This is a genomic window from Streptomyces poriferorum (assembly GCF_019399235.1).
Taxonomy (GTDB): domain Bacteria; phylum Actinomycetota; class Actinomycetes; order Streptomycetales; family Streptomycetaceae; genus Streptomyces; species Streptomyces poriferorum.
This window is the reverse complement of sequence record NZ_JAELVH010000083.1, coordinates 1-22,901: the sequence shown is the minus strand read 5'-3', so window position 1 is coordinate 22,901 and position 22,901 is coordinate 1. Positions and strand designations below refer to the sequence as shown.

Below are 22,901 nucleotides of genomic sequence, written 5' to 3'. Positions count from 1 at the left end.
AGCTCGCGGTCGCCGCCGAGGGGCGCGCGGTCACCACCATCGAAGGCGTCGCCGACGGCGACCGGCTGCATCCGGTGCAGCAGGCCTTCCTCGACCTCGACGGCTACCAGTGCGGATACTGCACCCCCGGCCAGATCTGCTCGGCACTCGCGGTGATCGAGGAGCACGCGGCGGGCTGGCCGAGCGCCGTGACCGACGACGTCCGGCCCGAAGCGGGGGTGCCCGCTCTCACCGCGGAGGAGATCCGCGAGCGGATGAGCGGCAACCTCTGCCGCTGCGGCGCGTACATGTCCATCGTGCAGGCCGTGGCGCGCGCGGCGGAAGTGTCCGCGGAAGACGCCAAGGAGGCTGTGGCATGAGGGAATTCGGATACGAACGCGCCCTCGACGTCTCCGGGGCCGTGGCCCTGCTCGCGGAGGACCCCGGCGCCCGCCCGCTCGGCGGCGGCACCAACCTCGTCGACCTGATGAAGACCGGTGTGGAACGGCCGACGCTTCTCGTCGATGTCCAGGAACTCCCGCTCGGCGACATCGCGTTCACCCCCGACGGCGGACTGCGCGTCGGCGCGACCGTCACCAACAGCGACCTCGCCGCCCATGCCGAGGTCCGCCGGCACTACCCGGCCCTGGCGCAGGCGGTTCTGGCCGGTGCCTCCGGACAACTGCGCAACATGGCCACCGTCGGCGGAAACCTGCTCCAGCGGACCCGCTGCGGCTACTTCGGCGACATCTCCAAGCCGTGCAACAAGCGCACCCCCGGCAGTGGTTGCCCCGCACGGGCGGGCGAGCACCACAACCACGCGATCCTCGGCGCCTCCGAGCACTGCGTGGCGACGCACCCCTCAGACATGGCGGTCGCACTGGCGGCCTTCGACGCGGTCATCTCGTACGAAACGTCCGACGGCCCGGGCGAGTCGGCGGTCGCCGACTTCTATCTGCCGGTGGGGGAGACCCCGCACCTCGAAACGGCTCTCCCGCCCGGCGCGCTGATCACCGGTGTCACCGTGCCCCCGGCCGCCGTTGCCGCGCGCTCCCGCTACCGGAAGGTGCGTGAACGAGCCTCCTTCGCGTTCGCGATCGGCTCGGTCGCCGCGGCGCTCGACGTCCAGGACGGCGTCGTACGCGAAGCGCGCCTGGCCCTCGGCGCGGTGGCATCCCGTCCCTGGCGGGCCCGGACGGCCGAGCGGGCACTGACCGGCGGCCCCGCGGACGCGGAGGCGTTCGCCGCCGCGGCGGACGCCGAACTGGCGGCGGCCGAGCCCCTTGCGGACAACGGATACAAGGTGACCCTGATGCGCAACCTCGTCACGGCCGTGCTCACCGAACTCGCCGAGGAGGCCGCCCGATGACCACCACGACCGAGAACACCACCGTCACGGGAGCGGTCGGCTCCGCGCGTACACGCGTGGAGGGCAGGGACAAGGTCACCGGCGCGGCCCGCTACGCCGGCGAGATCCCCTTCGCCGAACTGGCCCACGGCTGGCTGGTGCTGTCGACCGTGGCCCGCGGCCGGATCCGGTCCGTGGAGGACGCGCCCGTCCGGGAGATGCCCGGTGTCCTCGCCGTGCTCCACCACGAGAACGCGCCCCGGGTCGACACCGCGTACATGGGCATGCTGGGGCCGCCCAACCCGGTCGTCGGGATCTTCCAGCGCGACCGGGTGCCCTTCATGGGCTGGCCCGTGGCGCTGGTCGTCGCCGAGACGTCCGAGGAGGCCCGGGCAGCCGCCGAGGCGCTGGTGGTGCGCTACGACGAGGAACCGCACGACGTGGGGTTCTTCGCCGGGCACGCCGGTGCGTACACCCCCGGGGAGCCTGCGATGGAGCAGGCCGACACGGAGAAGGGGGACCTGGAGGCCCGGCTCCGGGAGGCCGCCCACGTCGTGGACGAGGAGTACTCCACCCCGGAGGAACACCACAACTCCATGGAGCCGCACGCCGCGACGGCCCGGTGGGAGGACGGCCGGCTGGATGTCCTCGACTCCAACCAGGGCACCTCCTGGGTGGCGAGCGAACTCGCGTCGCTCTTCTCCCTCGACCCGTCGTCCGTCCGGGTGCGCTCCGAGCACGTGGGCGGCGGCTTCGGATCCAAGGGGCTGTCTCCCCACCAGGTGGCGGCCGTGATGGCCACGACCCTGCTCCACCGGCCTGTCCGCGTCGTGCTGACGCGCCGCCAGATGTTCTCACTGGTCGGATTCCGCAGCCCCACCCTGCAACGGGTCACGCTCGGAGCCGACACCGGCGGCCGCCTGCGGGCCTTCGACCACCAGTCGCTGAGCCTCACGTCGACCGTGCACGAGTTCGTGGAGCCGAGCGCGAACGTGGGACGCACCATGTACGACGCCGACGCCCATCGCACCGGGCACCGGCTGGTGCGGCTCGACGTGCCGACCCCCACCTGGATGCGGGCACCGGGGGAAACGCCCGGCTCCTTCGCCCTCGAATCGGCCATCGACGAACTGGCCGAGAAGTGCGGCCTGGACCCGATCGAGCTGCGCGCGCGCAACCAGCCCGAGGCGGGTCCCGTGTCGGGGCTCCCCTTCAGCCGCCGCAACCAGCTCGCCTGCTTCGAGGAAGGCGCCCGCCGCTTCGGCTGGGCGGGCCGGGACCCCCGCCCCGGACTGCGCCGCGAGGGACGCTGGCTCCTCGGGACCGGCATGGCGGCGGCATCCTTCCCCGCCGGTGCCGGCGCGTCCACCGCGGCCGTGACCGCGCACCCGGACGGCGGTTTCACCGTGGGGATCAACGCGGCCGACATCGGGACCGGGGCCAGGACCGCTATGGTCTCGGTCGCCGCGGACGCGCTGCGGGTGACACCGGACCGCATCCGGGTGCGCCTCGGGGACAGCGACCTGGGGCCGGCCTGGATCGCCGGAGGCTCCATGGGTACCCGGTCCTGGGCCTGGGCGGTGCGGCTGGCGGCGGACGAACTGCGCGAACTCCTCGCCCTCGGCGGATCCGTTCCGCCGGAAGGCATCACCACCCGATCGGACACCAGCGAAGCCATCGGCGCCCTCGCGCAGAAGGAACGGCACGCCTACGGTGCGCAGTTCGCCGAAGCCGCCGTGGACGTCACCACCGGCGAGGTACGCGTACGGAGGCTGCTCGGCATCTTCGCGGCGGGCACCATCGTCAACCCGCTCACCGCCCGCAGCCAGCTCGTCGGCGGCATGACCTGGGGGCTCTCCATGGCCCTGCACGAAGAGGCGGTCCGCGACGCGGCGTCCGGCGGCTACGTCAACGCCGATCTCGCCGGCTACCACGTCGCCGCCCACGCCGACGTGCAGCACATCGAGGCGGACTGGGTGGACGACCACGACCCCGAGGACCCGGTCGGGATCAAGGGCATCGGTGAGATCGGCATCGTGGGCGTCGCCGCCGCCATCGCCAACGCGGTGTGGCATGCGACCGGGGTGCGCCACCGCCGCCTGCCGATCCGTCCCGACCGCGTTCTCGCGGCGGCGGAAGAGGCGCGGCAGCGGGCTGCGGAGGAACCCCGGGGTGCTTGACATCGCAGCGGCCCTCCACCGCTGGTCCGAGGAGGGCCGCGACTTCGCCGTCGCCACCGTCGTCGCGGTCGACGGCAGTGCGCCGCGCGCTCCCGGCGCGGCCCTGGCGGTCGACAGCGAAGGCACCGTCATCGGTTCGGTCTCCGGCGGCTGCGTGGAAGGCGCCGTGTACGAACTGTGCGTCCAGGCACTCCAGGACGGCCGGACCGTGCGGGAGCGGTTCGGGTACAGCGACGAGGACGCCTTCGCCGTGGGGCTCACCTGCGGCGGTGTCATCGACATCCTCGTCGCTCCGGTGCGCTCGCAGGGGCCGGTATTCCGGGCGGCGTTGGCGGCGGCCTGCCGCGACGAGCCGGTGGCGCTCACCCGGGTGGTCCGCGGGCCGGACGCGCTGCTCGGCAGGGCGTTGCTGGTCCGGGGCGACGGATCGTACGAGGGCGGCCTCGACGGGCGCCCGGCCCTGGACCGCAGAGCCGCCGCGGAGGCGAGGGCCCTGCTGGACGGCGGCCGTACCGGCACCGTGGAGATCGCGGAGGACGGGACGAGCTGCCCGGGCGGCCTGACGCTGTTCGTGGAGTCGAGCGTGCCGCCGCCCCGGATGATCGTGTTCGGCGCCGTGGACTTCGCCACGGCGCTGGTGCGGGCGGGCAAGTTCCTCGGCCACCATGTGACGGTGTGCGACGCCCGCGCGGTCTTCGCCACCCGGGCCCGCTTCCCCGAGGCGGACGACGTGGTGGTCGACTGGCCGCACCGGTACCTCGAGAGCGCCGCCACCGACGAGCGCACCGTCCTGTGCGTACTCACCCATGACGCCAGGTTCGACATTCCGCTGCTGGAGACGGCCCTGCGCCTGCCCGTCGCGTACGTCGGTGCGATGGGCTCGCGCCGCACGCACGAGGACCGGAACCAGCGGCTGCGCGAAGCCGGCGTGACCGAGGACGAGTTGAACCGCCTGCGCTCCCCGATAGGCCTCGACCTCGGCGCCCGTACGCCGGAGGAGACCGCCCTGTCCATCGCGGCGGAGATCGTGGCGGAGCGCCGGGGCGGAACGGGTGCTCCGCTGACCGGCTCGCGTACGCCCATTCACCATGACGTCGACACCGTGCCCCGCACCGGCCCGAAGCATTAGGGCACGGTCACTCGTCGAGCCGGGCGACGATCTGCCGGAGTTCGCGAGCGTGTCGAGGGGACATGGCCTGCATCACGGTGCTCAGGAGGGCGCGGGCTTCGAAGGGGTCGCCGCAGCATTCCCAGTGCACGTTGCCGTACTCGTAGTCGTCCCAGAGTTCACGTTCGGGACGGTGGGCGTAGTCCTTCCACAGGCGCACGGCCGCGCCGACATCCCCGGGGCGCAGATGGCTGCGGGTGCGTTCGAGACGGACGATCTCGGACATCGCAGCCGACGAGAGGCCGTCGATGTCCGGCCCTGCCTCCGGTGTCCGGTGGCGGGGAGCGCGGGCCCGGACGCGTCCTGGCCGGCTACGCGGCATGGACCTTTCGGTTCGTCGTCATGACCCACATCGTGCCACGTTCTCGCACGGTGTCGAACGGATAAGCTCGCGTGGGGAGTTCGCACGGCAGGAAGGACACGGGGATGAGCGGTGGCGGGGGCGGGGCTCAGTGGAACCCGTACGGAGGAGGACCTCAGCCGGGTCTGGGCTGGCCACCCGTGCCGCCGGGTCCGGTACGGCGGCTGACCTTCGGGCGTCTGTTCAATCCGATCGCCGTGGGGCGCGCCGTGTTCACGCCGTCCCGGCCGGACCGGGTGAACGACCCGGTGGTGAAGCGGGTGCAGGTCGTGCGGACGGTCGTCGGTCTGATCGCCGTCACCTGGATGCTCCTGTCCTACGGAGCGGCGCCGGACGCCGACGCGGTGGTCGACGACCGCTTCGGCCAGATCCGTACCACCCTCATCGCGCTGGGGGTCACGTTCCCGGTCGCCGTCGCCGTGTTCATCATGGCGGCCCGCCCGCCCCACCGGCGTCTGTTCCTGCGCCGCGCGGCCAAGCCCGCCGGGGCGCTGCTCGCCCTGGTCACCACGCTCGCCGTGCCGCGACTGATCACCGGCCTGGGGTACGTCGACGAGAACACGGACTGGACGGCGTCCGCGGGGCGCGTGGCGCTGCTGTTCGCCCTGGGCGCCTTCCTCCTGTGGCTCGCCCCGTTCGCCCTCTACGGCATCGCCCAGGCGCTCGTGCACGTCTTCAGGACGGCGGATCTGCACGAGACGGTTCCACCGCTGCTCGCGACACTGCTCGTCTGGGAGGTCGCCCTCTTCGACGTGTTCCGGGGTGCCTACGAAGGTGTGCCGCTCGGCGTGCGGGTGGTGTTCCTCCTCGGAGCCCCGCTGACGGTCACCGCGGCGGCGATGTGGGAGCTGCGGCGGCTGCGTACACGGCACGGCATCACCTTGCGCGCGGCTCTGCTGCGCTGAACCGTGGGACAGCGCTGAATGTCAGAGGGATGCGGTTGACTGCGGGGCATGGTCGAACCCGCATTCGTCAACACGGTCTGGCAGCACCTCCGTCACGCGCTCGGGCCTGCTCCCGCCCCCCGTCCGCCGGTCATCCTGGACGTGCCGGAGGGAATGGACTTCCAGGAACTCGTCGACGAGGTCTCCGGCAGGGCAGGGAGCCCCCGGACGCTGATCGACGACGGCCGGAGGGTGGAGCCGGTCAACACGCGAACCGGACAGCCGCTCGTCGAGCCCTTCGGCGAGGAACTGCTGGAGATGCGCGTGTGGCCGTACTGGAACGACTGGTTGGGATGCGCGCGGGTGGTCTGTGCCGGACGGGAGCAGGCGGTCGTCGTGGTCGCCCACCGCGCGGACCCGGCAGCGGAAGGGCTGCCGGAGGGGGCTTCGTGGGCGGAGAAGCTGCGCCTGCTCACCGGCTGGGAACCGCTTCCCCGGACGCCGGTCGACTGGCAGGCCGCCGAACAGGCCCTGGGCACACGGCTGCCCGGCGACTACAAGGAGATCGCCGACCTGTTCGGGTACGGAAGCTTCGACACGTACCTCGAACTGCTCGTTCCCGGCATCCGAGGCCTGGACCTCGTGCAATGGGCCACGTCCGACGCGGCGTACGTGGACGACCTGTGGCGGCCCCATGCTCGGTTCCCGGAACCGGAAGGACTCCTGCGCTGGGGATCGTCGGAGCAGGAGCTCGACTTCGTCTGGCAGACGGGTGCGCCCGATCCGGACGAATGGACCGTGCTCGTCCGTACGGACTTCGACACCTGGGAGCGATACGACTGCGGTATGGGGGAGTTCCTCGTGCGCCTGCTCACGGATGTGGCGCTCGGCTACCCCACCAGCCGGATAGCCGCCCACTGCTTCGCGGACTACGCGTGAGGGATGACGCGAAGGCGATCACGGCCTGAGGCCACGGGGGTTCCACGACCTGCGACATGGGCATGCCATGGCTTGGCCGAGTCCGGCAGGCGTGATCCAGGAGGAAACAGTGAAGAACCCAGGACGGCTCCGCAAGGCGTTACTCATCCTGTCCGCCGCCGCGACCCTGGTCGTCGCCTCGTCCGGCAGCGCCTTCGCGGCCGTGCCGGGTGCTCTGCCCGCGAACGCGGACGGGCTGGAGCAGACGTTCCAGCCCGCCTTCGACTACGACGGGGACGGCTGCTACCCGACACCCGCCATCGGTGCTGACGGGACCGTGGCACCGGGACTCAAGACCACGGGTGCCGTCAACGGCAGCTGCCACGACTCCTGGGACCTGGACAACACGAACGGCTACGCACGCTCCCTGTGCAACAACGGCTGGTGCGCCATCATGTACGGCCTCTACTTCGAGAAGGACCAGGCCGTGGCCGGCAGCGGTCTCGGCGGCCACCGGCACGACTGGGAGCATGTCGTGGTCTGGGTGCAGGACAACGAGGCGAAGTACGTGTCCACCTCTGCCCACGGCGACTTCAACGTGTACGGCCGTGACGGGATGCTGTGGGACGGGACCCACCCCAAGGTCGTCTACCACAAGGACGGCATAGGAACGCACTGCTTCCGCCGCGCGACCACGGGCGACGAGCCGCCGGAGAACCACTACCACCAGTGGCAGTTCCCCGATCTGGTCGGCTGGAACGGCTACCCCGCCGGCATCCGGGAGAAGCTGGTCCAGGCCGACTTCGGCAGCGCCGTGTTCGGTCTCAAGGATGGCAATTTCGCCTCCCACCTCGATCGGGCGAAGCCCGCCGGGATCCCCTTCGACCCCTACGCCTGACCGGCCACGAAGCGAGCGGGCTGCGAGACGAATCGCGGCCCACCGGCTCCGAGAGGACATGGCATGACCCGCAGCACCACCCGGATCGCACACCTGCGCGCGGCCGGGGTGAGTTTCGTCGTCGAGCTCCGCACTCCGGTGCCCCGCGTCCTGCACTGGGGCGAGGACCTCGGGGAGCTGACCGACGACGGTCTCGCGGCCCTGGCCCTGTCGGCGGACGCGGCTTCGCTCCACTGCGCGCTCGACGAGCCACGGCAGTTCACGGTCTGGCCCACCCAGGCCGACGGCTGGTCGGGAACCCCGGCCCAGGAAGGCCACCGGGCCGGGACGGCCACCGCACCCCGCGTCACGATGACCGGCGCCGAGGAGAGCCCGGACGCACTCGTCATCGCTCTGCGGGACACCGACGCCGGGCTCGACCTCACCCTCACCTACCGCCTCGACCCGTCCGGTGTCCTGGCGGTCCGCACCCGGATGTCCTGCCCGGCCGGGGCCCCAGGCCCCGCCCCGTACGACCTCGCCTCCACCACCGCCCTGCTCCCGGTGCCGAACCGGGCTCAGGAGATCCTGGACTTCACCGGCAAGTGGTGCCGCGAACGTTCCCCGCAACGCGGCCGGCTCGCCTTCGCAGGCCACGTCCGTGAGGTCCGCCGGGGGCGCCCCGGCCTCGACGCGCCCCATCTGCTGACGGTCGGCGTACCCGGATTCGGATTCCGTACGGGCGAGGTCTGGGCCCTGCACGTCGGCTGGAGCGGCAACCAGCGCTGGCTCGCCGAACGGCTGCCCGAAGGCGCCGGGGTGCACGGCGGCGTCCTGGGCGGCGGCGAACTGCTCACGCCCGGCGAGATCCGGCTCGCCCCCGGCGACAGCTACACCTCGCCCGAGTGCTACTTCGCCTGGTCCGCCGAAGGCCTCGACGGGCTCGCCGGGCGCTTCCACACGATGCTCCGCTCCCGGCCCGGCCACCCGTCGTCACCCCGTCCGCTGACCCTGAACACCTGGGAGGCCGTCTACTTCGACCACCGCCCCGAACGGCTCCTCGCGCTGGCCGACGACGCGGCCGCGGTCGGGGTGGAACGCCTCGTCCTGGACGACGGCTGGTTCCTCGGCCGGCGCGACGACACGGCCGGACTCGGGGACTGGACCGTCGACCCGCAGATGTGGCCCGACGGGCTGACCCCGCTGGCGGAGCGGGTGCACGCCCACGGCATGCAGTTCGGGCTCTGGGTGGAACCGGAGATGGTGAACCTCCGGTCCCGCCTCGCACGCGAGCACCCCGACTGGATCCTCGGCCCGTCCGCGGGCCTCGGACCGAGCTCCCGTCACCAGTACGTGCTGAACGTGGCGCACGAGGAGGCGTTCGCGTATCTGCTGGAGTCGCTGGACGGGCTCGTCGCCGAGTACGGCATCGACTACCTCAAATGGGACCACAACCGGGAACTGCACGAGGCGGTCCACCGCGACGCGCACGGCGGAGACCGGCCCGGGGTGCACGCCCAGACCCGGGCCCTGTACCGGCTGATGGACACGCTCCGGTCCCGCCGGCCCGGTCTGGAGATCGAATCGTGCTCCAGCGGCGGAGGACGCGTCGACCTCGGCGTCCTCGCCCGCACGGACCGGGTGTGGGCCTCGGACTGCAACGACCCGGTGGAGCGCCAGGCCATTCAGCGCTGGACGGGACAGCTGCTGCCTCCCGAACTGATCGGCGCCCATGTCGGGGGTCCGCGCAGCCACACCACGGGCCGCGTCGCCGACGACTCGTTCCGCCTGATCACCGCGCTGTTCGGACACGCGGGCATCGAGGACGACCTGACGGCGCGCACCCCCGCGGAGCGGGAGGCGCTGACCCGGTGGGCGGCGCTCTACAAGGAGGTACGGGGGCTGCTGCACGGCGGACGGGTCGTCAGGGGGGACCTCGCCGACGACGCGACGTACCTGCACGGGGTCGTCGCGCCTGACGCCGGTGCCGCGCTCTACTGCTGGGCGAGGACGGAGACCTCCGTGCCGGCCCAGTCCGGCCGTGTCCCCCTCCCCGGGCTCGCCCCCGGCCGGTCCTACCGGGTGCGCATCCGCACGGAGGCCGGGCTGCCCTCCATGCACCAGGTCGTCGCACCCGCCTGGTACCGGGCCGCCGTCGAGGACTGGGTGCCGATGCCCGGTACGGTCCTGACCGGGGCGGGCCTTCCGATGCCGACGCTCAACCCTGGGCAGGCCCTCCTGATCGAGGCCGCCGCGACGGATCCGGCACACTGACACGTCCCCGGTCGTGGTCCGCCGGGCACCGTGGCAGGGCCGGGTCCGTAGGGTTCGTGGCGTGCGGCGTTCGATGCGACAGAGGGGGCGGCGGTGGACGAGGCCGTGATGACGGCGCTGATCGCCGCGGGGGCCGCGATCGGCGGAGGAGTGCTGACAGGGGCGCTCGCGCTTGCTGCCGCCAAGCGCCAGGCCGCGGCCGCCTGGGCAGCGGGCGAGCGCCAGGCGGCCGCCGCGTGGGAAGCCGGACGGCAACAGGCGGCCGCCGCCTGGGACGCCGGGCAGCTCCAGGCCACGGCTCAGCTCGACGTCGCCCGCCGGACCCTCACCGAGCAGACGCTCGCGGACCAGCGAGCGGTGCGCAGGGCGGCCTACGTCACGTATCTGAGCCGCACCGACAGCGCCCAGCAGGCGCTCTCCGCCTGGCAGGGCGCCATCGGCACCGCGGACGAGGCACCGCGCCGGCGGGAGTACGACCTGGCCATGGGCGCGGTCGGGGAGGCGCTCAACGTCGTACGACTGGAAGGGCCGGCCGCTGTGGCAGCGGCGGGGGAGACACTGCGGAGCTCGCTGAGCATCGCGGCCCCCGGAACCCAACACTCCGTATCGCAGGCAGAGTTCCTCGACGCGGCCCGGGCCGCGCTCACCCCTGTGTAGTGCGTGCCGGGCGGATATGATCCGCAGTGCCCGGGATGATGGGGGGTCTGGTGCACCTGAAGGTGTCGTACGAGGATCAGAGCGACGGCATCGCCGTCGTACGGGTGGAGAGCACGAGCCAGGGAGGTTCGCTCGACAGCGCCTCCGCGCCGGAACTGCGCGAGGTGCTCAGTCGGTTGGTCGCTGACGGACGGCTGATTCTGGTCGTCGACCTGAGTGCGATCGAATCCGTCGACTACTCGGGCTTCGCCATGCTGGGCGGGATCTTCAAGCGCGTGCACTTCGAAGGAGGCGCACTCCTGCTGGCCGGCCCGAGGAAGCAGGCCCGTGGCATGTTGTCCAGGGTCGGGCTGCGCGGGGTCCTGCCCGTCCATGCCACCGTATCGAGCGCGGTCGAGGAGCTCGCGGTCTCCTACGCGAAAGGGAGTGTCGACGACCGGGGCCGTCGGCGCCGCGCGACGGCGAATGCCCTTGTCGCGTCCGGGGACCACGCGTACGAACACCTCTCCGAGGACATCACGCTCGTGAAGGTCATGGGCGGAGTGCCGGGGGGCGGAGAGCTGAGCGTCTCCAATGTGGCGCCGCTGCGCAAGCTGATGGCCGACCTGGTGAGCCAGGGGCGGTGCTATTTGATCATGGACCTGACTCACGTCGATTTCATCGACTCGACCGGAGTGGGTGTGTTCGTCGGCGGTCTGAAGAGGGTCCGCGCCTTCGACGGGCACGTGGCGCTGGTCGTGTCGTCCGAGCACATCCGGAAAGCATTCCGGATCACCGGGCTGACCAGGGTGTTTCCCATGTTCGAGACGGTGGACCGCGCCGTCGAGGCCGTCGGCCGGAAGGCTGCCGGAGCGTATGTTCGACGATGAAGCGCCTCGGCGTACCGTCACCGGGTGGGATCCCGTACGTCTCGGCGTGCACCTCGCCCCCGGCCGGGACGGAACCGTCGACCTGCCGCTGACGGAGTACCTTCCCCGCCCGCACGACGAGACCCTGCGCCAGCGGCTGGCCCGCACCGCGGCCACGAACGACGCGGGGTTCGTGCTGCTGGTGGGCCGTTCCGCGAGCGGCAAGTCCCGTGCCGCCTACGAGGCGGTGGCGGCCGTTCTGCCCGACTGGCCCGTGGTGCACCCCGCGGACGCGGACGACCTGATCGCCGCAGACATCGGCCCACGGACCGTGCTGTGGCTCGACGAGACCCAGCGCTACCTGAACGGGGCCATGGGCGAGCGGGCCGCCAGGGCTTTGAGAGGACTGCTCGACCGGGTGGCTCCGCTCGCGGTGGTCGGCACCATGTGGCCGGAGCATCTGCGGCGGCTGACCGAGAACCGTCGGGGGAGCGAGGACGAAGCTCCCTTCGTCAGAGCGCTGCTGACCGGGCGTCATGCCAGGATCACCGTGCCGGACACGCTGTCCGCCGACACGTCGGCCGTGGCCGCCGCGGCGGCCCGTGACCCGCGCCTGGCCGCCGCTGTCCGCGCGGCCGGTCCCGGCCATCGCGTGCTGCAACACCTCACGGGTGGACCTGAGTTGGTGCGGTGCTGGGACATGGGACCGGACCAGTGGTTCACCGCTCCCGAACACGCCGTGCTGACGGCGGCCGTCGAGGCGCGCCGGCTCGGACCGGCCGACGCCGTCCCCGCGGGTCTGCTGAAGGAGGCCGCGGCCGGGTTCATGGACGCCACCGCCCGTGCGACCGCGGGCAAGGAATGGTTCCCAGCGGCCATCGGCACGCTGACCACGGCAGGGAGTGGTCCGGTGCCACTGATCGCCGAGCGGCACGAGCCGGGTGTCGGCGACCCCGACAGCTACCGCCCGGACGACTACCTCGAACAGCACATCCGCCGGGTCAGGGCACACCGTGCGCCACCGGCCGAACTCTGGTCCGGCGCCGCCTGGGCCAGGACCGCCGATGACCTCTACGCCTTCGGACGGTCCGCCGAACAGCGTCGCCGGTACGGCTGCGCCGCCGTGCTGTACGAGAACGCCGTCAACCGGGGCCATGGCCGGGCCCGGGCCGCCTGGGCGGTGCTGCGGGAGACCACCGACGGCCGGGCCGCCGCTGAAGAGACGGCCGCGTCGGACCCCGTCGCCTGGGCCGCTCTCGCGGTGGCGAGAGAGGCCGGTGGCGACCGGCCCGCCGCCTACGACGCCTACCGGCACGCGGCCCGGGCGGGCGATGCGTGGGCCTGGCCGGCCATGGCCCGGATCCGCGAGGAGGAGGGCGATCCGGCCGCCGCGGACGCCGTCGCGGCCCTGGCGGCAGAGGCGGGGCAGCCGCTCGCCTGGCGCAATCTGGGCCGGATGCGCGCGGCGCACGACGGCCCGGCGGCGGCCAAGGCGTTCGCGCAGGCGACGGAGGTCGGAGACGGCTGGGGGCACATCGGGCTGGCGCAGGTCGCCGAGCGCGCAGGCGACCTCCGCGAGGCGGTGGAGCACGCCGCGCGGGCTGCCGACGCGGGCGTCACGGCTGCGTGGGCGCGACTGGTGCGGCTGCACTGGTCGCTCGGTGACTTCGCGTCAGCCGTGGCCGCGGCCACCGGGAATGCCGAAGGCTGGTCCCTGCTCGCTCAACTGCGCCATGCGGACGGGGATGTGTCGGGGGCAGCCGCTGCCCACCGGGAGGCCGCGGCCCTCGGCGTCGGCGCCGCCTGGCGCGAACTGGCGCTGCTCGCCGAGTCGGACGGCAACGGCGCCGCCGCCGAGGAGGCCGCGGCACAGGCGGTGCGCACCGGCGACCCGGAGGCCTGGACCGCTCTGGCCGAGGCCCGCGAGGAACGCGGGGACGACGCGGGCGCCGCCCAGGCCGCCGCGGAGGCGGCGCGCGCCGGTGACCTGGAGGCGTGGATCACGCTGGCGCGCGGCCGGGAACGTGCCGGGGACACGGAGGGCGCGGAGCGTGCCGCCGGCCTTGCCGCGGACCGGGGGTCGGCTGCGGCATGGGCTGCGCTGTCCCGGATGCGGGAGCGGGCGGGAGACCGGGACGGATCGAGGCAGGCGGTGCTACGGGCCGGAGCCCTCGGCGCCTCGGACGCCTGGACCGCACTGGGCCGCACCCGGGAGGAGCTGGGTGACACCGCTGCCGCCGAACGCGCCTACATCCGTGGCTGCGAGGCCGGCGACACGGAGGCGTACGCCGCGCTCGGCGCCCTGTACCTGGAACAGGGACGCCCGGCCGAGGCCTGCGCCGCCTACCGGTCGGCCGTGGACGCGGGACTTCCCGACGCCTGGGAAGAGCTGCTGTCGGCGCTGACGGTCCAGGCGCCGCGCGCGGCCTCGGCGCAGACGGTGGAGCGGCTGCGCACGACGGGACTGCCGGCGGAGTGATGAGCCTCCCGTCGGCGCGTGGGGGAACGGGCGCCGACCGCCCGCCGCCCGGGTCCCGCGATGCTGCTCGTGGCATCGCAGGGGCGGGGCGGACAAGCCCGCCCCGTGCAGGTGTGCCGGGCGGTGCGGGGCAGGCCTGACGCCCGCCCCGCGCAGGTGTGCCGGGCGTCGCGGGACGGGCGGGACGACGCTCACCCCGCGCTCCGGTCCTCCCCTGCCGGGTGCAGCCGGAGTTCCCCACCCTGCCAGCGCCTGCGCAGCCAGCGGTCGTGGCTGGCCAGGACGACGGCCCCGGGGCCGGTCCCGAGGGCCTCCTCCAGTTCGTCGCACAGGCGCGGGGACAGGTGGTTCGTGGGTTCGTCGAGCAGCAGCAGCTGGGGTGGGCGCGCTGTCAGTACGGCCAGGGCCAGCCTGCGGCGCTGGCCGGCCGACACCTGTCCCACCGGCTTGCCGAGGTCCGCCTCGTGCATGAGGCCGAGCGAGACCAACGGCACCGCCTCTGCCCGCTCGAAGCCGAGCGCCTTCTCGTACGTCTCCCGGACGGTACGGTCCGGCCGGGCGAACTCGGTGTCCTGGGTGAGCATTCCCACCGTCAGCCCCGGCCGCCGGCCCACCTCGCCCTCGGCGGCGAGAGCGCCCGCCAGCACCGCCAGGAGCGTCGACTTTCCCGAGCCGTTGCCGCCCGTGACCAGCAGACGTTCGGTCGCCGACACGTCCAGCCGGTCGATGGACAGACGGCCCGGGACACGTACTCCGCGCAGGGAAACGAGCGTGCCCTCCGCGGACGGCCCGGCCGGCGAGGTGTACCGGAACCGCAGTGGCGGGGGCGGCTCGCCGATCCGGTTGCGCTCCAGCTCGTCCAGCCGGCGCGAGGCGTTGCGGACCCGGCGCGCGATCTGGCTCTGCACGCGGCCGGCCCGCAGGCCGTACCCCATCTTCTCGTTGTCGCGCGGCCCGCGGTCGGGCGCGACCATGCGCGCCGTCACGTCGGCCGAGCGCCGCAGGGCCTCCAGTTCCTGCTGCTCCTCGGCGTGACGCCGCTCCCAGCGGGCCCGTTCGGCACGCTTCTCGGTCAGGTAGGTGCTGTAGTCGCCGCCGTACCGTACGGGGCCGTCGACGGCCGGATCGAGGTCGATCAGGTCCGTGCAGACGGCGTCGAGGAAGGCCCGGTCGTGGCTGGCGATCACCACCGGTCCCGGCATGCCGCGCAGTTGCTCCTCGACGAACGCGGCGGCCTCGTCGTCGAGGTGGTTGGTCGGCTCGTCCAGCAGCAGGGCGGAGGGCCGCCGCACCAGCAGCGCGGCGAGTGCCAGTCGGCCGCGCTGCCCGCCCGAGAGCGAGCCGAGGGTCCGCCCGTGCTCCAGCGCACCGAGGCCGAGCCCGGTGAGCAGGATCGCGGCCCGCCGGTCGGCGTCCCACGTCTCGCGTTCCTCGGCCTGTTCGAGGCGTCCGCCGTACGCGGCGAGCAGCGCGGTGTGGTCCGGTGAGCTCTGCGGGGTGCGGGCGAGCAGCGCGGAGAGCCGGTCGAGCTCCGCCAGGTCCGCCCGGGCTTCGCGCAGGGCGTCGTCCAGGACATCGGCGATCGTCGAACCGGCGTCGAACGCCATCTCCTGGTGCAGGAAGCCCACGTCGGCGGGCCGGGTGACGCTGCCGGATTCGGGTTCGTCCGCCCCGGCGAGGAGCCGCAGCAGAGTCGACTTGCCGACCCCGTTCTCCCCGATCAGGCCGACGCGGTGGCCGGGCGACGCGGTGAGTGACACCCCGTCCAGTACGCGCCGGGCACCGAAGGTACGGACGAGGTCGTGGGCGAGCAGGGCGGGCGGGGGTACGGGGTTGCTCATCGTTGCCTCCAACGTGGTCGATTCTCGGCCCGCCGGGCTCTCGGCCTCGGGCGCGGGCCAGGGCGGCCGGTCAGAAGGTCACGTCTGCGGCGCTCCGGTCTCCACCAGTTCCCCGTCGGCCAGCCTCAGCCACCGGTCCACCCCGATCCGTTCGAGGAACCGTTCGTCGTGGCTGACGACGACGAACGCCCCCCGGTAGGAGCCCAGGGCGCTTTCCAGCTGATCGGCACTGACCAGGTCGAGGTTGTTGGTCGGCTCGTCCAGGAGCAGCAGCTGCGGGGCCGGCTCCGCACACAGGACGCATGCCAGGGTGGCCCGCAGCCGCTCGCCGCCGGACAGCACGCCGACGGGCAGGTGGGCGCGGTCGCCGCGGAACAGGAAGCGCGCGAGCAGGTTCATCCGCTCCGCCTCCGCCCGGTGCGGGGCGAACGCGGCGAAGTTCTCGGCCACCGTGCGGTCGAGGTCCAGGAGGTCGAGGCGCTGCGAGAGATAAGCGATCCGCCCGTCGGCCCGCCTGATCTCGCCGCCGTCCAGCGGAAGATCGCCGTTGATCAGGCGCAACAGGGTGCTCTTTCCGGCCCCGTTGGGCCCGGTGAGCGCGATGCGTTCGGGTCCCCGGATCGTCAGGTCGACGCCCCGGCCGGGAAACTGCTCCCGGTCCCCGTACCGGACCTGGAGCCGCTCACCGAGCAGCACCGTGCGCCCGGCGGGAACGTCCGTGTCCGGGAGGTCGAGCGTGATGCGCTGCTCGTCGCGCACCGCGCGGCCCGCCTCGTCCAGCCGCGCCTTGGCGTCGCCGACCCGGGCAGCGTGCGTCTGACCCGCCCGGCCGGCGGACTCCTGGGCGCCCCGCTTCATGTTTCCGGCGAAGATGCGCGGCAGACCGGCGCTCTTGAGGTTGCGGGCCGCCTTGCTCGCGCGGCGCTCGGCCCGCTCACGGGCCTGCTGCAGCTCCCGCTTCTCCCGCTTCAGTTCCTGTTCGGCGTTGCGGACGTTCTTCTCGGCCACTTCCCGTTCGGCCCGCACGGCTTCCTCGTACGCGGTGAAGTTGCCTCCGTACAGGCGCAGTTCGCTCGGACCGAGTTCGGCGATGCGGTCCATGCGGTCGAGGAGCGCGCGGTCGTGGCTGACGAGGAGGAGGGTGCCGTTCCAGGCCTCGATCGTCTCGTGGAGCCTGCGGCGTGCGTCGCTGTCCAGGTTGTTGGTCGGCTCGTCGAGCAGGAGCACATCGGGCCCCTTCAGCAACTGGGCGGCCAGACCGAGCGAGACGACCTGACCGCCGCTGAGCGTGCCGATGCCGCGGTCGAGCGAGACGTCCTCCAGCCCGAGCCGGTCCAGCTGGGCACGGGTGCGCTCCTCGATGTCCCAGTCGTCGCCGATGACCGCGAAGTGCTCCTCGCCCACGTCGCCGGACTCGACGGCGTCCAGTGCGCGGATCACCGCGTCGACGCCCAGGACCTCGGCCACCGACAGGTCACCGGTCAGGGGCAGGCTCTGCGGAAGATAGCCGAGCGTGCCGCCCACGGTCACGGATCCGGCGGTGGGGCGGAGCTCCCCGGCGATCAGTTTGAGCAGGGTGCTCTTGCCGGACCCGTTGGGTGCGACCAGACCGGTGCGGCCGATGCCCACGGTGAACGACAGGCCGTCGAAGACGGGGGTGTCGTCGGGCCAGGAGAAGGAGAGGTTCGAGCAGATGACGGATGCGTCGGACATACGGAAGACCTCGCGTGTGAATCCGGGGTCGGCACGGGCTGCCGCCCCGGAGGAGTGGCCGAAAGGGGAACAACGACATGGCCACTGCGGTGGCGCCCCTGGGCGCCCGCGGTGGCCGATCGGCTCCGGGTATCACCCGGAGATGTCGTCGTCGCCTGCCATGTCCGGTCTCCTCGTTACACGCTGAACGGCCTGACGATCTTAGCAGCCGACCTGTTTCACGGCCTCGTGGATTCCGCGCGCCTTCCGTACCGCGGCCGGTCGCACCGGTTCACACCGCGGCCCGGCGCCGCAGATCGGCGATGCCCTGGTCCAAGGCAGCTTCGAGGTGCCCCATGCGGCCGGTGGACAGGAGGATCACCACACCGCCCTGGATGCCGGCCAGCAGCGCCGCTGCCGAGCGGTCCGCGTCCCGGTCGCTGTCGACCTCTCCGATGGACTGCATGTGCCTGATGCCCGTGGCCAGTTCGGCCTGCCACCGGTCCAGCAGCCCGGCGGCGACGGACTGCGTGCCCGCCGTGGCCGATCCGATCTGTGACACCGCGATGTCGAGCGGGCACTCCCTGCCCTGCTCGCGGTAGCGGGCGACCACCTTGTCCCGCCAGCTCTGCCAGGCCGGCCACGAGGTCAGGGCGCTGAGCTCCGGCTGCTGGTCGCTGATCACCCGGTCCGCCTCGTGGCGGGCGACGGCCAGCATCAGCTCGTCCTTCCCGTCGGGAAAGTAGTGGAACAGCTGGCTCTTGCTGGTCGCGGTGGCTGCCAGGACGTCGTCGAGCGTCAGCGCGAACACGCCGTGTCGCCGGATGGCCGTGGCGGCGCCCTCGACGATGCGCTGCTTGGTCGCGGCGCCCTTGGCGGTCAGCGGCACGATGCTTCTCCTGTCCGGGCGGAGGGCCCATTGAACCGCCCGGACGCGGCCCGGGCCTGGTGCGTACGACGGGTCAGGGAAGGAGGAGCAGCTTCCCGGTGGTCCTGCGGGATTCGAGGTCCGTGTGCGCCTGTGCCGCGTCCGCGAGCGGGTAGCGGCCTCCGATGCGCGGAGAGACCTGCCCGTTCCGAACCATTCGGAAGACCTCCGAGGTCCGGGTGACCAGCGCTTCGCGACTGGGGACGTGGTGCTGCACGGTCGGGTACGTCAGCAGGATGCTGTTCGGCAGATCGGTCACGGGGATCGACGGGACGCCCATGAAGGGCCCGTAATAGGCGTGCACCCCGTGCAGCCGCAGGGACAGTTGCGAGGACCGGAACGTGGCGCTGCCGCCGCCGTCGTACACCACATGGGCGCCCTCGCCGCCCGTCAGCTCCCGCACCCGGTCCTCGAAACCGGCACCGGACGACACCAGGACATGGTCCGCTCCGGCCTCCGCGGCCGCCGCCGCCTTCTCCTCGCGGGACACCAGGCCGATGACACGGCCACCGCGGGCCTTGACCATCTGGGTGAGCATCAGGCCCACACCACCGGCCGCGGCGTGTACCAACGCCGTGTCGCCGGGCCCGATCGCGTACGTCTCGGTGGTGAAGTGATTCGCTGTGAGCCCCTGCATCATCACCGCGGCCGCTGTCTCGTCCGTCACGTCGTCGGGGACCTTGACCAGCGTGTCCGCAGGTACGGCCAGGAGCTCCGCGTAGCTGCCCGGGTGGTAGAACCAGGCCACCCGGTCGCCGACGGCCAGATCCTCGACGCCGTCGCCCAGGGCGCTGACGTAGCCCATGCCTTCGACGCCCAGGACGGTCGGGGCGGCCCACCCGGGGGCGCCACCCTTGCGGGCGCCGACGTCCATGAAGTTCACTCCGGCGACGCCGAGCCGGACCAGTGCCTGACCGGGGGCGGGTGCGGGCTCCGGCAGAGCGGTCCAGGTGAGAACCTCAGGGCCGCCGTGTCGCCCGATGCGGATTGCGTGCATGAGGGTGTGCCTCTCTCGGAGTCGTCGCCCGTTCACCAGGACGAACCGAGATCACCGTAGAAACGCAAAAATGGACCCGCAAGTCCAGTCCGGCGGTGATCCAGCCCTGGGCGCCCTCGCAGCGCCGGAGTCCGGGGATCACATCGCCGGGACCCTTACGTACCGTTCGGTGATGTGCAGGTCGGCCTCGATGCGTCCGGCCGCCGCGCGCAGCCGGGGCAGCACGTCCGTGACGCATTCCTCCAGCGTGCGGCTGCTGCTGTGCATGGCCACGTTCACCGCCGCCACGACCGTGCCGCGGCGGTCGTGGACGGGGACGGCGACCGACCGCAGCCCCACTTCCAGCTCCTCGTCGACCAGCGCGTAGCCGTCCGCCAGGACACGGTCCAGGGCGGCCCGGAGCTCGTCGGGTCCGGTGACGGTGTACGGGGTCAGGGCGTGCGGCGGCGTCCGGGCGAGGCGGCTCTCGCGCTCCGGAGCCGGCTGCGCCGCGAGCAGCACGCGGCCCATCGACGTCGCGTGCGCGGGCAAGCGCGTACCGACCGTGATGTTGACGTTCATGATGCGACGGGTCGCCACGCGCCCGGTGTACTGGATGTCGTCGCCGACGAGCACCGCGAGCGAGGCCGAGTCCCGGACCTGTCCGGTCAGCGCGGCCAGATGGGGCTGGGCGATCTGCGGCAGTGTCGCGGCGGCCAGCGGCGGGTATCCAAGGGCCAGCACGCGCGGGGTGAGGTGATGGACCCGGTCCCGCACGGTGACGTAACCGAGGTGCTCCAGGGTGATCAGGGCCCGTCGGGCGGTGGCCCTGGCCAGTCCGGTGGCCCGGGCCACCTCGGTCAGCGTCAGAGCATCACGGCCCTCGCCGAAGGCGGCCAGTACGGTCAGGCCGCGTGCGAGCGACTCGTTGAACTCGCGGCCCAGTTCCTGCTTGGACGCGCCGGTCCAGGAGGCCAGCGCCGCGGGGGAGTCCGGGGCGGCGGACGGGGCCTGCCGGAGGGCCTGTTCCATGGCCGCCGCGGCCGTCAGCAGCCGGGGCAGCAGGGTGTCACGCAGGGCGGCCGCGGTGTGCCGGCTGGTGTGACTCACGACGCTGACGAGGCAGGCCACGTGGCCGTCGGGGGAGCGGACCGGCACGGCGAGGGCGACGAGGCCGGGCTCGATCAGCTGGTCGTCGAGGGCCCAGCCGTCGTGGCGCGCTCGCTCCGTACGTGCGGCGAACTCCTTCTCGTCCGGAGGCGAATGCGGGGGAACGGCGACGAAGGCCAGGCCCTCCGGATCCGTGGCCCGTCGCTCCCGCCACCGCTGCCACTCCCGGGCATCCCAGCCGGCCGCCAACAGCGGTCCCGGGGCGGTGCGTTCGGCGGGCAGCAGGTCCCCGATCCGGAAGCTGAGCGACATCGCGCGACGCCGGGTGGCCTGATGGACGAAGCGGATGCCGTCGCCGTCGCCGACCGCGAGGGACACCGACTCGTCGAGTTCGTCGGCCAGCGCGTCGGCGTGCCCGCCGAGCAGTGACGGGAGGCGGAGGGCGGAGAGATAGGCGTTGCCCAGCTCCATCAGGCGCGGGGCGAGCGTGATGTCGCGCCCGTCCACCCGTACGTACTCCATGCGGGCCAGGGTCGCGGTGATCCGGTCGACCGTGGAGCGGGCCAGACCGGTGGCCCGCTCGATGGCGCTGGGGCTCATCGTCCCGCCCTCGTCGGTGAGCCGGCGCAGGACCGCGATGCCGCGCATGAGCGGGGCGACGGCTTCGGCCGGCGCCGGCGTCTCGGTCTGCTGGAGCGTGTGGGGCGGTGGCATCGGCTCTCCGTCGGGCGTGATGGGGACACAGTAGTGAACACCGGCAGCTGAGGACGTCCGCCCGGCCGCGGTGGGGCGCCGGCCGTTGACAGGGCACCGGGCGGGCGGCAGACTCCGTGCCAAGAATAGTGAAAGAAACTTCACTATGCGAACACGCGCTATCGGGCGCGAACAAGTGAGGAACGGTCCCATGGACAAGGTGGTGGCCTCCGCCGCGCAAGCCGTGGCCGACGTCCCGGACGGCGCCTCGATCGCGGTCGGCGGCTTCGGGCTCAGCGGCGTCCCCGACGCGTTGATATCGGCCCTCCACGAGCGGGGCACCGGGGACCTGCGCGTCGTGTCCAACAACTGCGGCGCGCAGGACTCCGGGCTCGCGGTCCTGCTGGCCGCCGGCCGGATCAGCCGGGTCACCGGCTCGTACATCGGCGGCAACAAGGAGTTCGGCCGCCAGTACCTGGCGGGCGAACTGGAACTCGAACTCATCCCGCAGGGCACCCTCGCCGAGCGGCTGCGCGCCGGCGGGGCGGGCATCCCCGCCTTCTACACCCCGGCCGGAGTCGGCACCCTCGTCGCCGACGGCGGAATGCCCTGGCGTTACGACGGGGACGGCGGCGTCGCGGTCACCTCCCCGGCCAAGGAGGTACGCGACTTCGACGGCACCCCCTACGTGATGGAGCGCGGCATCCGCACGGACTTCGCGCTCGTCAGGGCGGCCAGGGGCGACCGGCACGGGAACCTCGTCTTCAACAAGGCGTCCCGCAACTTCAACCCGCTCGCCGCCATGGCGGGCCGCATCACGATCGCCGAGGTCGAGGAACTGGTCGAGCCCGGCGAGATCGACCCCGACCATGTGCACCTGCCCGGAATCTTCGTCCGGCGCGTGGTCGCGCTGACCCCGGAGCAGGCCGCCGACAAGAGGATCGAGCAGCGCACCGTGACACCACGGACCCACCCGGACGAGGACGGCCACCGATGAGCTGGAACCGCCAGGAGATGGCCGCCCGCGCGGCCGCCGAGCTCCGCGACGGCGAGTACGTCAACCTGGGCATCGGCCTTCCGACGCTGATCCCCAACCATCTGCCCGCCGGTGTGCACGTCGTCCTCGAGTCCGAGAACGGCATTCTGGGCACCGGGCCCTTCCCGTACGACGAGGACGTCGATCCCGACCTCATCAACGCGGGCAAGGAGACGGTGACCGTACTGCCGGGGGCCTCGTTCTTCGACTCGGCGCTCTCCTTCGGCATGATCCGCGGCGGGCACATCGACACCGCCGTCCTCGGCGCCATGCAGGTGTCCGCCCGCGGCGACCTCGCCAACTGGGCCGTTCCCGGCAAGCTCGTGACCGGGATCGGCGGCGCCATGGACCTCGTGCACGGTGCCCGCCGCGTCATCGTGACGATGACCCACACCGCCAAGGACGGCAGCCCGAAGATCGTCGACGAGTGCACCCTCCCGCTCACCGGCCGGGCCTGCGTCCACCGGATCATCACGGACCTCGCCGTGCTCGACGTGACCCCCGCCGGGCTGGCCCTGGTGGAGACCGCACCCGGCGTCGACATCGCCGAGGTGCTCGCCCGGACCGCAGCCCCGGTCCTCCTCGCCGAAGAGACCACGCCGTGAGCGGGCAGCCGCCCCGTACCGGAAAGGAAGCATCCCCACCCATGAGC

Annotated in this window: 19 protein-coding genes; 13 read left to right on the top strand and 6 right to left on the bottom strand. The window is 72.7% G+C overall.

Going from position 1 to position 22,901, the window contains the following annotated elements; translation table 11 throughout:
• The 4 genes from JGS39_RS16790 to JGS39_RS16775 all read left to right on the top strand — a co-directional run.
• A partial coding sequence (locus JGS39_RS16790) for a (2Fe-2S)-binding protein (RefSeq protein ID WP_236065753.1) occupies positions 1-359 on the top strand: 359 nt, incomplete at its 5' end.
• Positions 356-1,348 carry an FAD binding domain-containing protein gene (locus JGS39_RS16785; protein WP_219569912.1) on the top strand — a complete coding sequence of 331 codons (993 nt, stop codon included), beginning with the start codon at positions 356-358 and terminating at the stop codon, positions 1,346-1,348. The genes JGS39_RS16790 and JGS39_RS16785, both read left to right, overlap by 4 nt.
• Positions 1,345-3,507 carry a xanthine dehydrogenase family protein molybdopterin-binding subunit gene (locus JGS39_RS16780; protein WP_219569911.1) on the top strand — a complete coding sequence of 721 codons (2,163 nt, stop codon included), beginning with the start codon at positions 1,345-1,347 and terminating at the stop codon, positions 3,505-3,507. The genes JGS39_RS16785 and JGS39_RS16780 overlap by 4 nt, the downstream gene beginning before the upstream one ends.
• A complete protein-coding gene (locus JGS39_RS16775; RefSeq protein ID WP_219569910.1) occupies positions 3,500-4,636 on the top strand; it encodes an XdhC family protein in 1,137 nt (378 codons plus the stop codon). Before JGS39_RS16780 ends, JGS39_RS16775 begins: the two co-directional genes overlap by 8 nt.
• Positions 4,637-4,643: 7 nt before the next feature.
• On the opposite strand, the gene JGS39_RS16770 is transcribed toward JGS39_RS16775, so the two are convergent.
• Positions 4,644-4,901 (bottom strand): hypothetical protein, encoded by a 258-nt coding sequence (locus tag JGS39_RS16770; protein ID WP_236064257.1) that lies wholly within the window; start codon positions 4,899-4,901, stop codon positions 4,644-4,646.
• 200 nt (positions 4,902-5,101) lie between these two features.
• Here JGS39_RS16770 and JGS39_RS16765 point away from each other — a divergent pair, with 200 nt between their 5' ends.
• The 7 genes from JGS39_RS16765 to JGS39_RS16735 all read left to right on the top strand — a co-directional run bounded on the left by JGS39_RS16765 (position 5,102) and on the right by JGS39_RS16735 (position 13,973).
• Positions 5,102-5,941 carry a hypothetical protein gene (locus JGS39_RS16765; protein WP_219569909.1) on the top strand — a complete coding sequence of 280 codons (840 nt, stop codon included), beginning with the start codon at positions 5,102-5,104 and terminating at the stop codon, positions 5,939-5,941.
• A gap of 48 nt (positions 5,942-5,989) precedes the next feature.
• Positions 5,990-6,859: an SMI1/KNR4 family protein gene (locus JGS39_RS16760; protein WP_219569908.1), complete on the top strand. Its 870-nt coding sequence runs from the start codon at positions 5,990-5,992 to the stop codon at positions 6,857-6,859.
• A 109-nt stretch (positions 6,860-6,968) separates the two neighbouring features.
• Positions 6,969-7,736, top strand: a complete 768-nt coding sequence (locus JGS39_RS16755) for an NPP1 family protein (protein WP_219569907.1) — start codon at positions 6,969-6,971, stop codon at positions 7,734-7,736.
• A gap of 63 nt (positions 7,737-7,799) precedes the next feature.
• Positions 7,800-9,989, top strand: coding sequence for an alpha-galactosidase (locus tag JGS39_RS16750; protein WP_219569906.1), 2,190 nt, complete (start codon positions 7,800-7,802; stop codon positions 9,987-9,989).
• Between the two features lie 93 nt (positions 9,990-10,082).
• Positions 10,083-10,646, top strand: a complete 564-nt coding sequence (locus JGS39_RS16745; protein ID WP_306084299.1) for a hypothetical protein — start codon at positions 10,083-10,085, stop codon at positions 10,644-10,646.
• 50 nt (positions 10,647-10,696) lie between these two features.
• Positions 10,697-11,515: an STAS domain-containing protein gene (locus JGS39_RS16740; RefSeq protein WP_308120468.1), complete on the top strand. Its 819-nt coding sequence runs from the start codon at positions 10,697-10,699 to the stop codon at positions 11,513-11,515.
• Positions 11,502-13,973, top strand: coding sequence for a tetratricopeptide repeat protein (locus JGS39_RS16735; RefSeq protein ID WP_219569904.1), 2,472 nt, complete (start codon positions 11,502-11,504; stop codon positions 13,971-13,973). The genes JGS39_RS16740 and JGS39_RS16735 overlap by 14 nt, the downstream gene beginning before the upstream one ends.
• 191 nt (positions 13,974-14,164) lie before the next feature.
• Here the strand turns inward: JGS39_RS16735 and JGS39_RS16730 are convergent, their stop codons facing one another.
• The 5 genes from JGS39_RS16730 to JGS39_RS16710 form a co-directional block, all read right to left on the bottom strand.
• Complete coding sequence (locus tag JGS39_RS16730) at positions 14,165-15,814, bottom strand: ABC-F family ATP-binding cassette domain-containing protein (protein ID WP_219569903.1); 1,650 nt, start codon at positions 15,812-15,814, stop codon at positions 14,165-14,167.
• Positions 15,815-15,892: 78 nt separating this feature from the next.
• Positions 15,893-17,527, bottom strand: coding sequence for a ribosomal protection-like ABC-F family protein (abc-f, locus tag JGS39_RS16725; RefSeq protein ID WP_219569902.1), 1,635 nt, complete (start codon positions 17,525-17,527; stop codon positions 15,893-15,895).
• A gap of 271 nt (positions 17,528-17,798) precedes the next feature.
• A complete protein-coding gene (locus JGS39_RS16720; RefSeq protein ID WP_219569901.1) occupies positions 17,799-18,395 on the bottom strand; it encodes a TetR/AcrR family transcriptional regulator in 597 nt (198 codons plus the stop codon).
• Positions 18,396-18,468: 73 nt separating this feature from the next.
• Complete coding sequence (locus JGS39_RS16715) at positions 18,469-19,431, bottom strand: quinone oxidoreductase family protein (RefSeq protein WP_219569900.1); 963 nt, start codon at positions 19,429-19,431, stop codon at positions 18,469-18,471.
• A gap of 138 nt (positions 19,432-19,569) precedes the next feature.
• Entirely contained in the window at positions 19,570-21,234 is a 1,665-nt protein-coding gene (locus JGS39_RS16710; protein ID WP_236064259.1) for an IclR family transcriptional regulator domain-containing protein, read from the bottom strand.
• A 190-nt stretch (positions 21,235-21,424) separates the two neighbouring features.
• Here JGS39_RS16710 and JGS39_RS16705 point away from each other — a divergent pair, with 190 nt between their 5' ends.
• Together JGS39_RS16705 and JGS39_RS16700 are read left to right on the top strand one after the other, a co-directional pair.
• Positions 21,425-22,210, top strand: coding sequence for a CoA transferase subunit A (locus tag JGS39_RS16705; protein ID WP_219569899.1), 786 nt, complete (start codon positions 21,425-21,427; stop codon positions 22,208-22,210).
• Positions 22,207-22,854: a CoA transferase subunit B gene (locus JGS39_RS16700; protein WP_219569898.1), complete on the top strand. Its 648-nt coding sequence runs from the start codon at positions 22,207-22,209 to the stop codon at positions 22,852-22,854. Before JGS39_RS16705 ends, JGS39_RS16700 begins: the two co-directional genes overlap by 4 nt.
• The last annotated feature ends 47 nt before the right edge of the window (positions 22,855-22,901 follow it).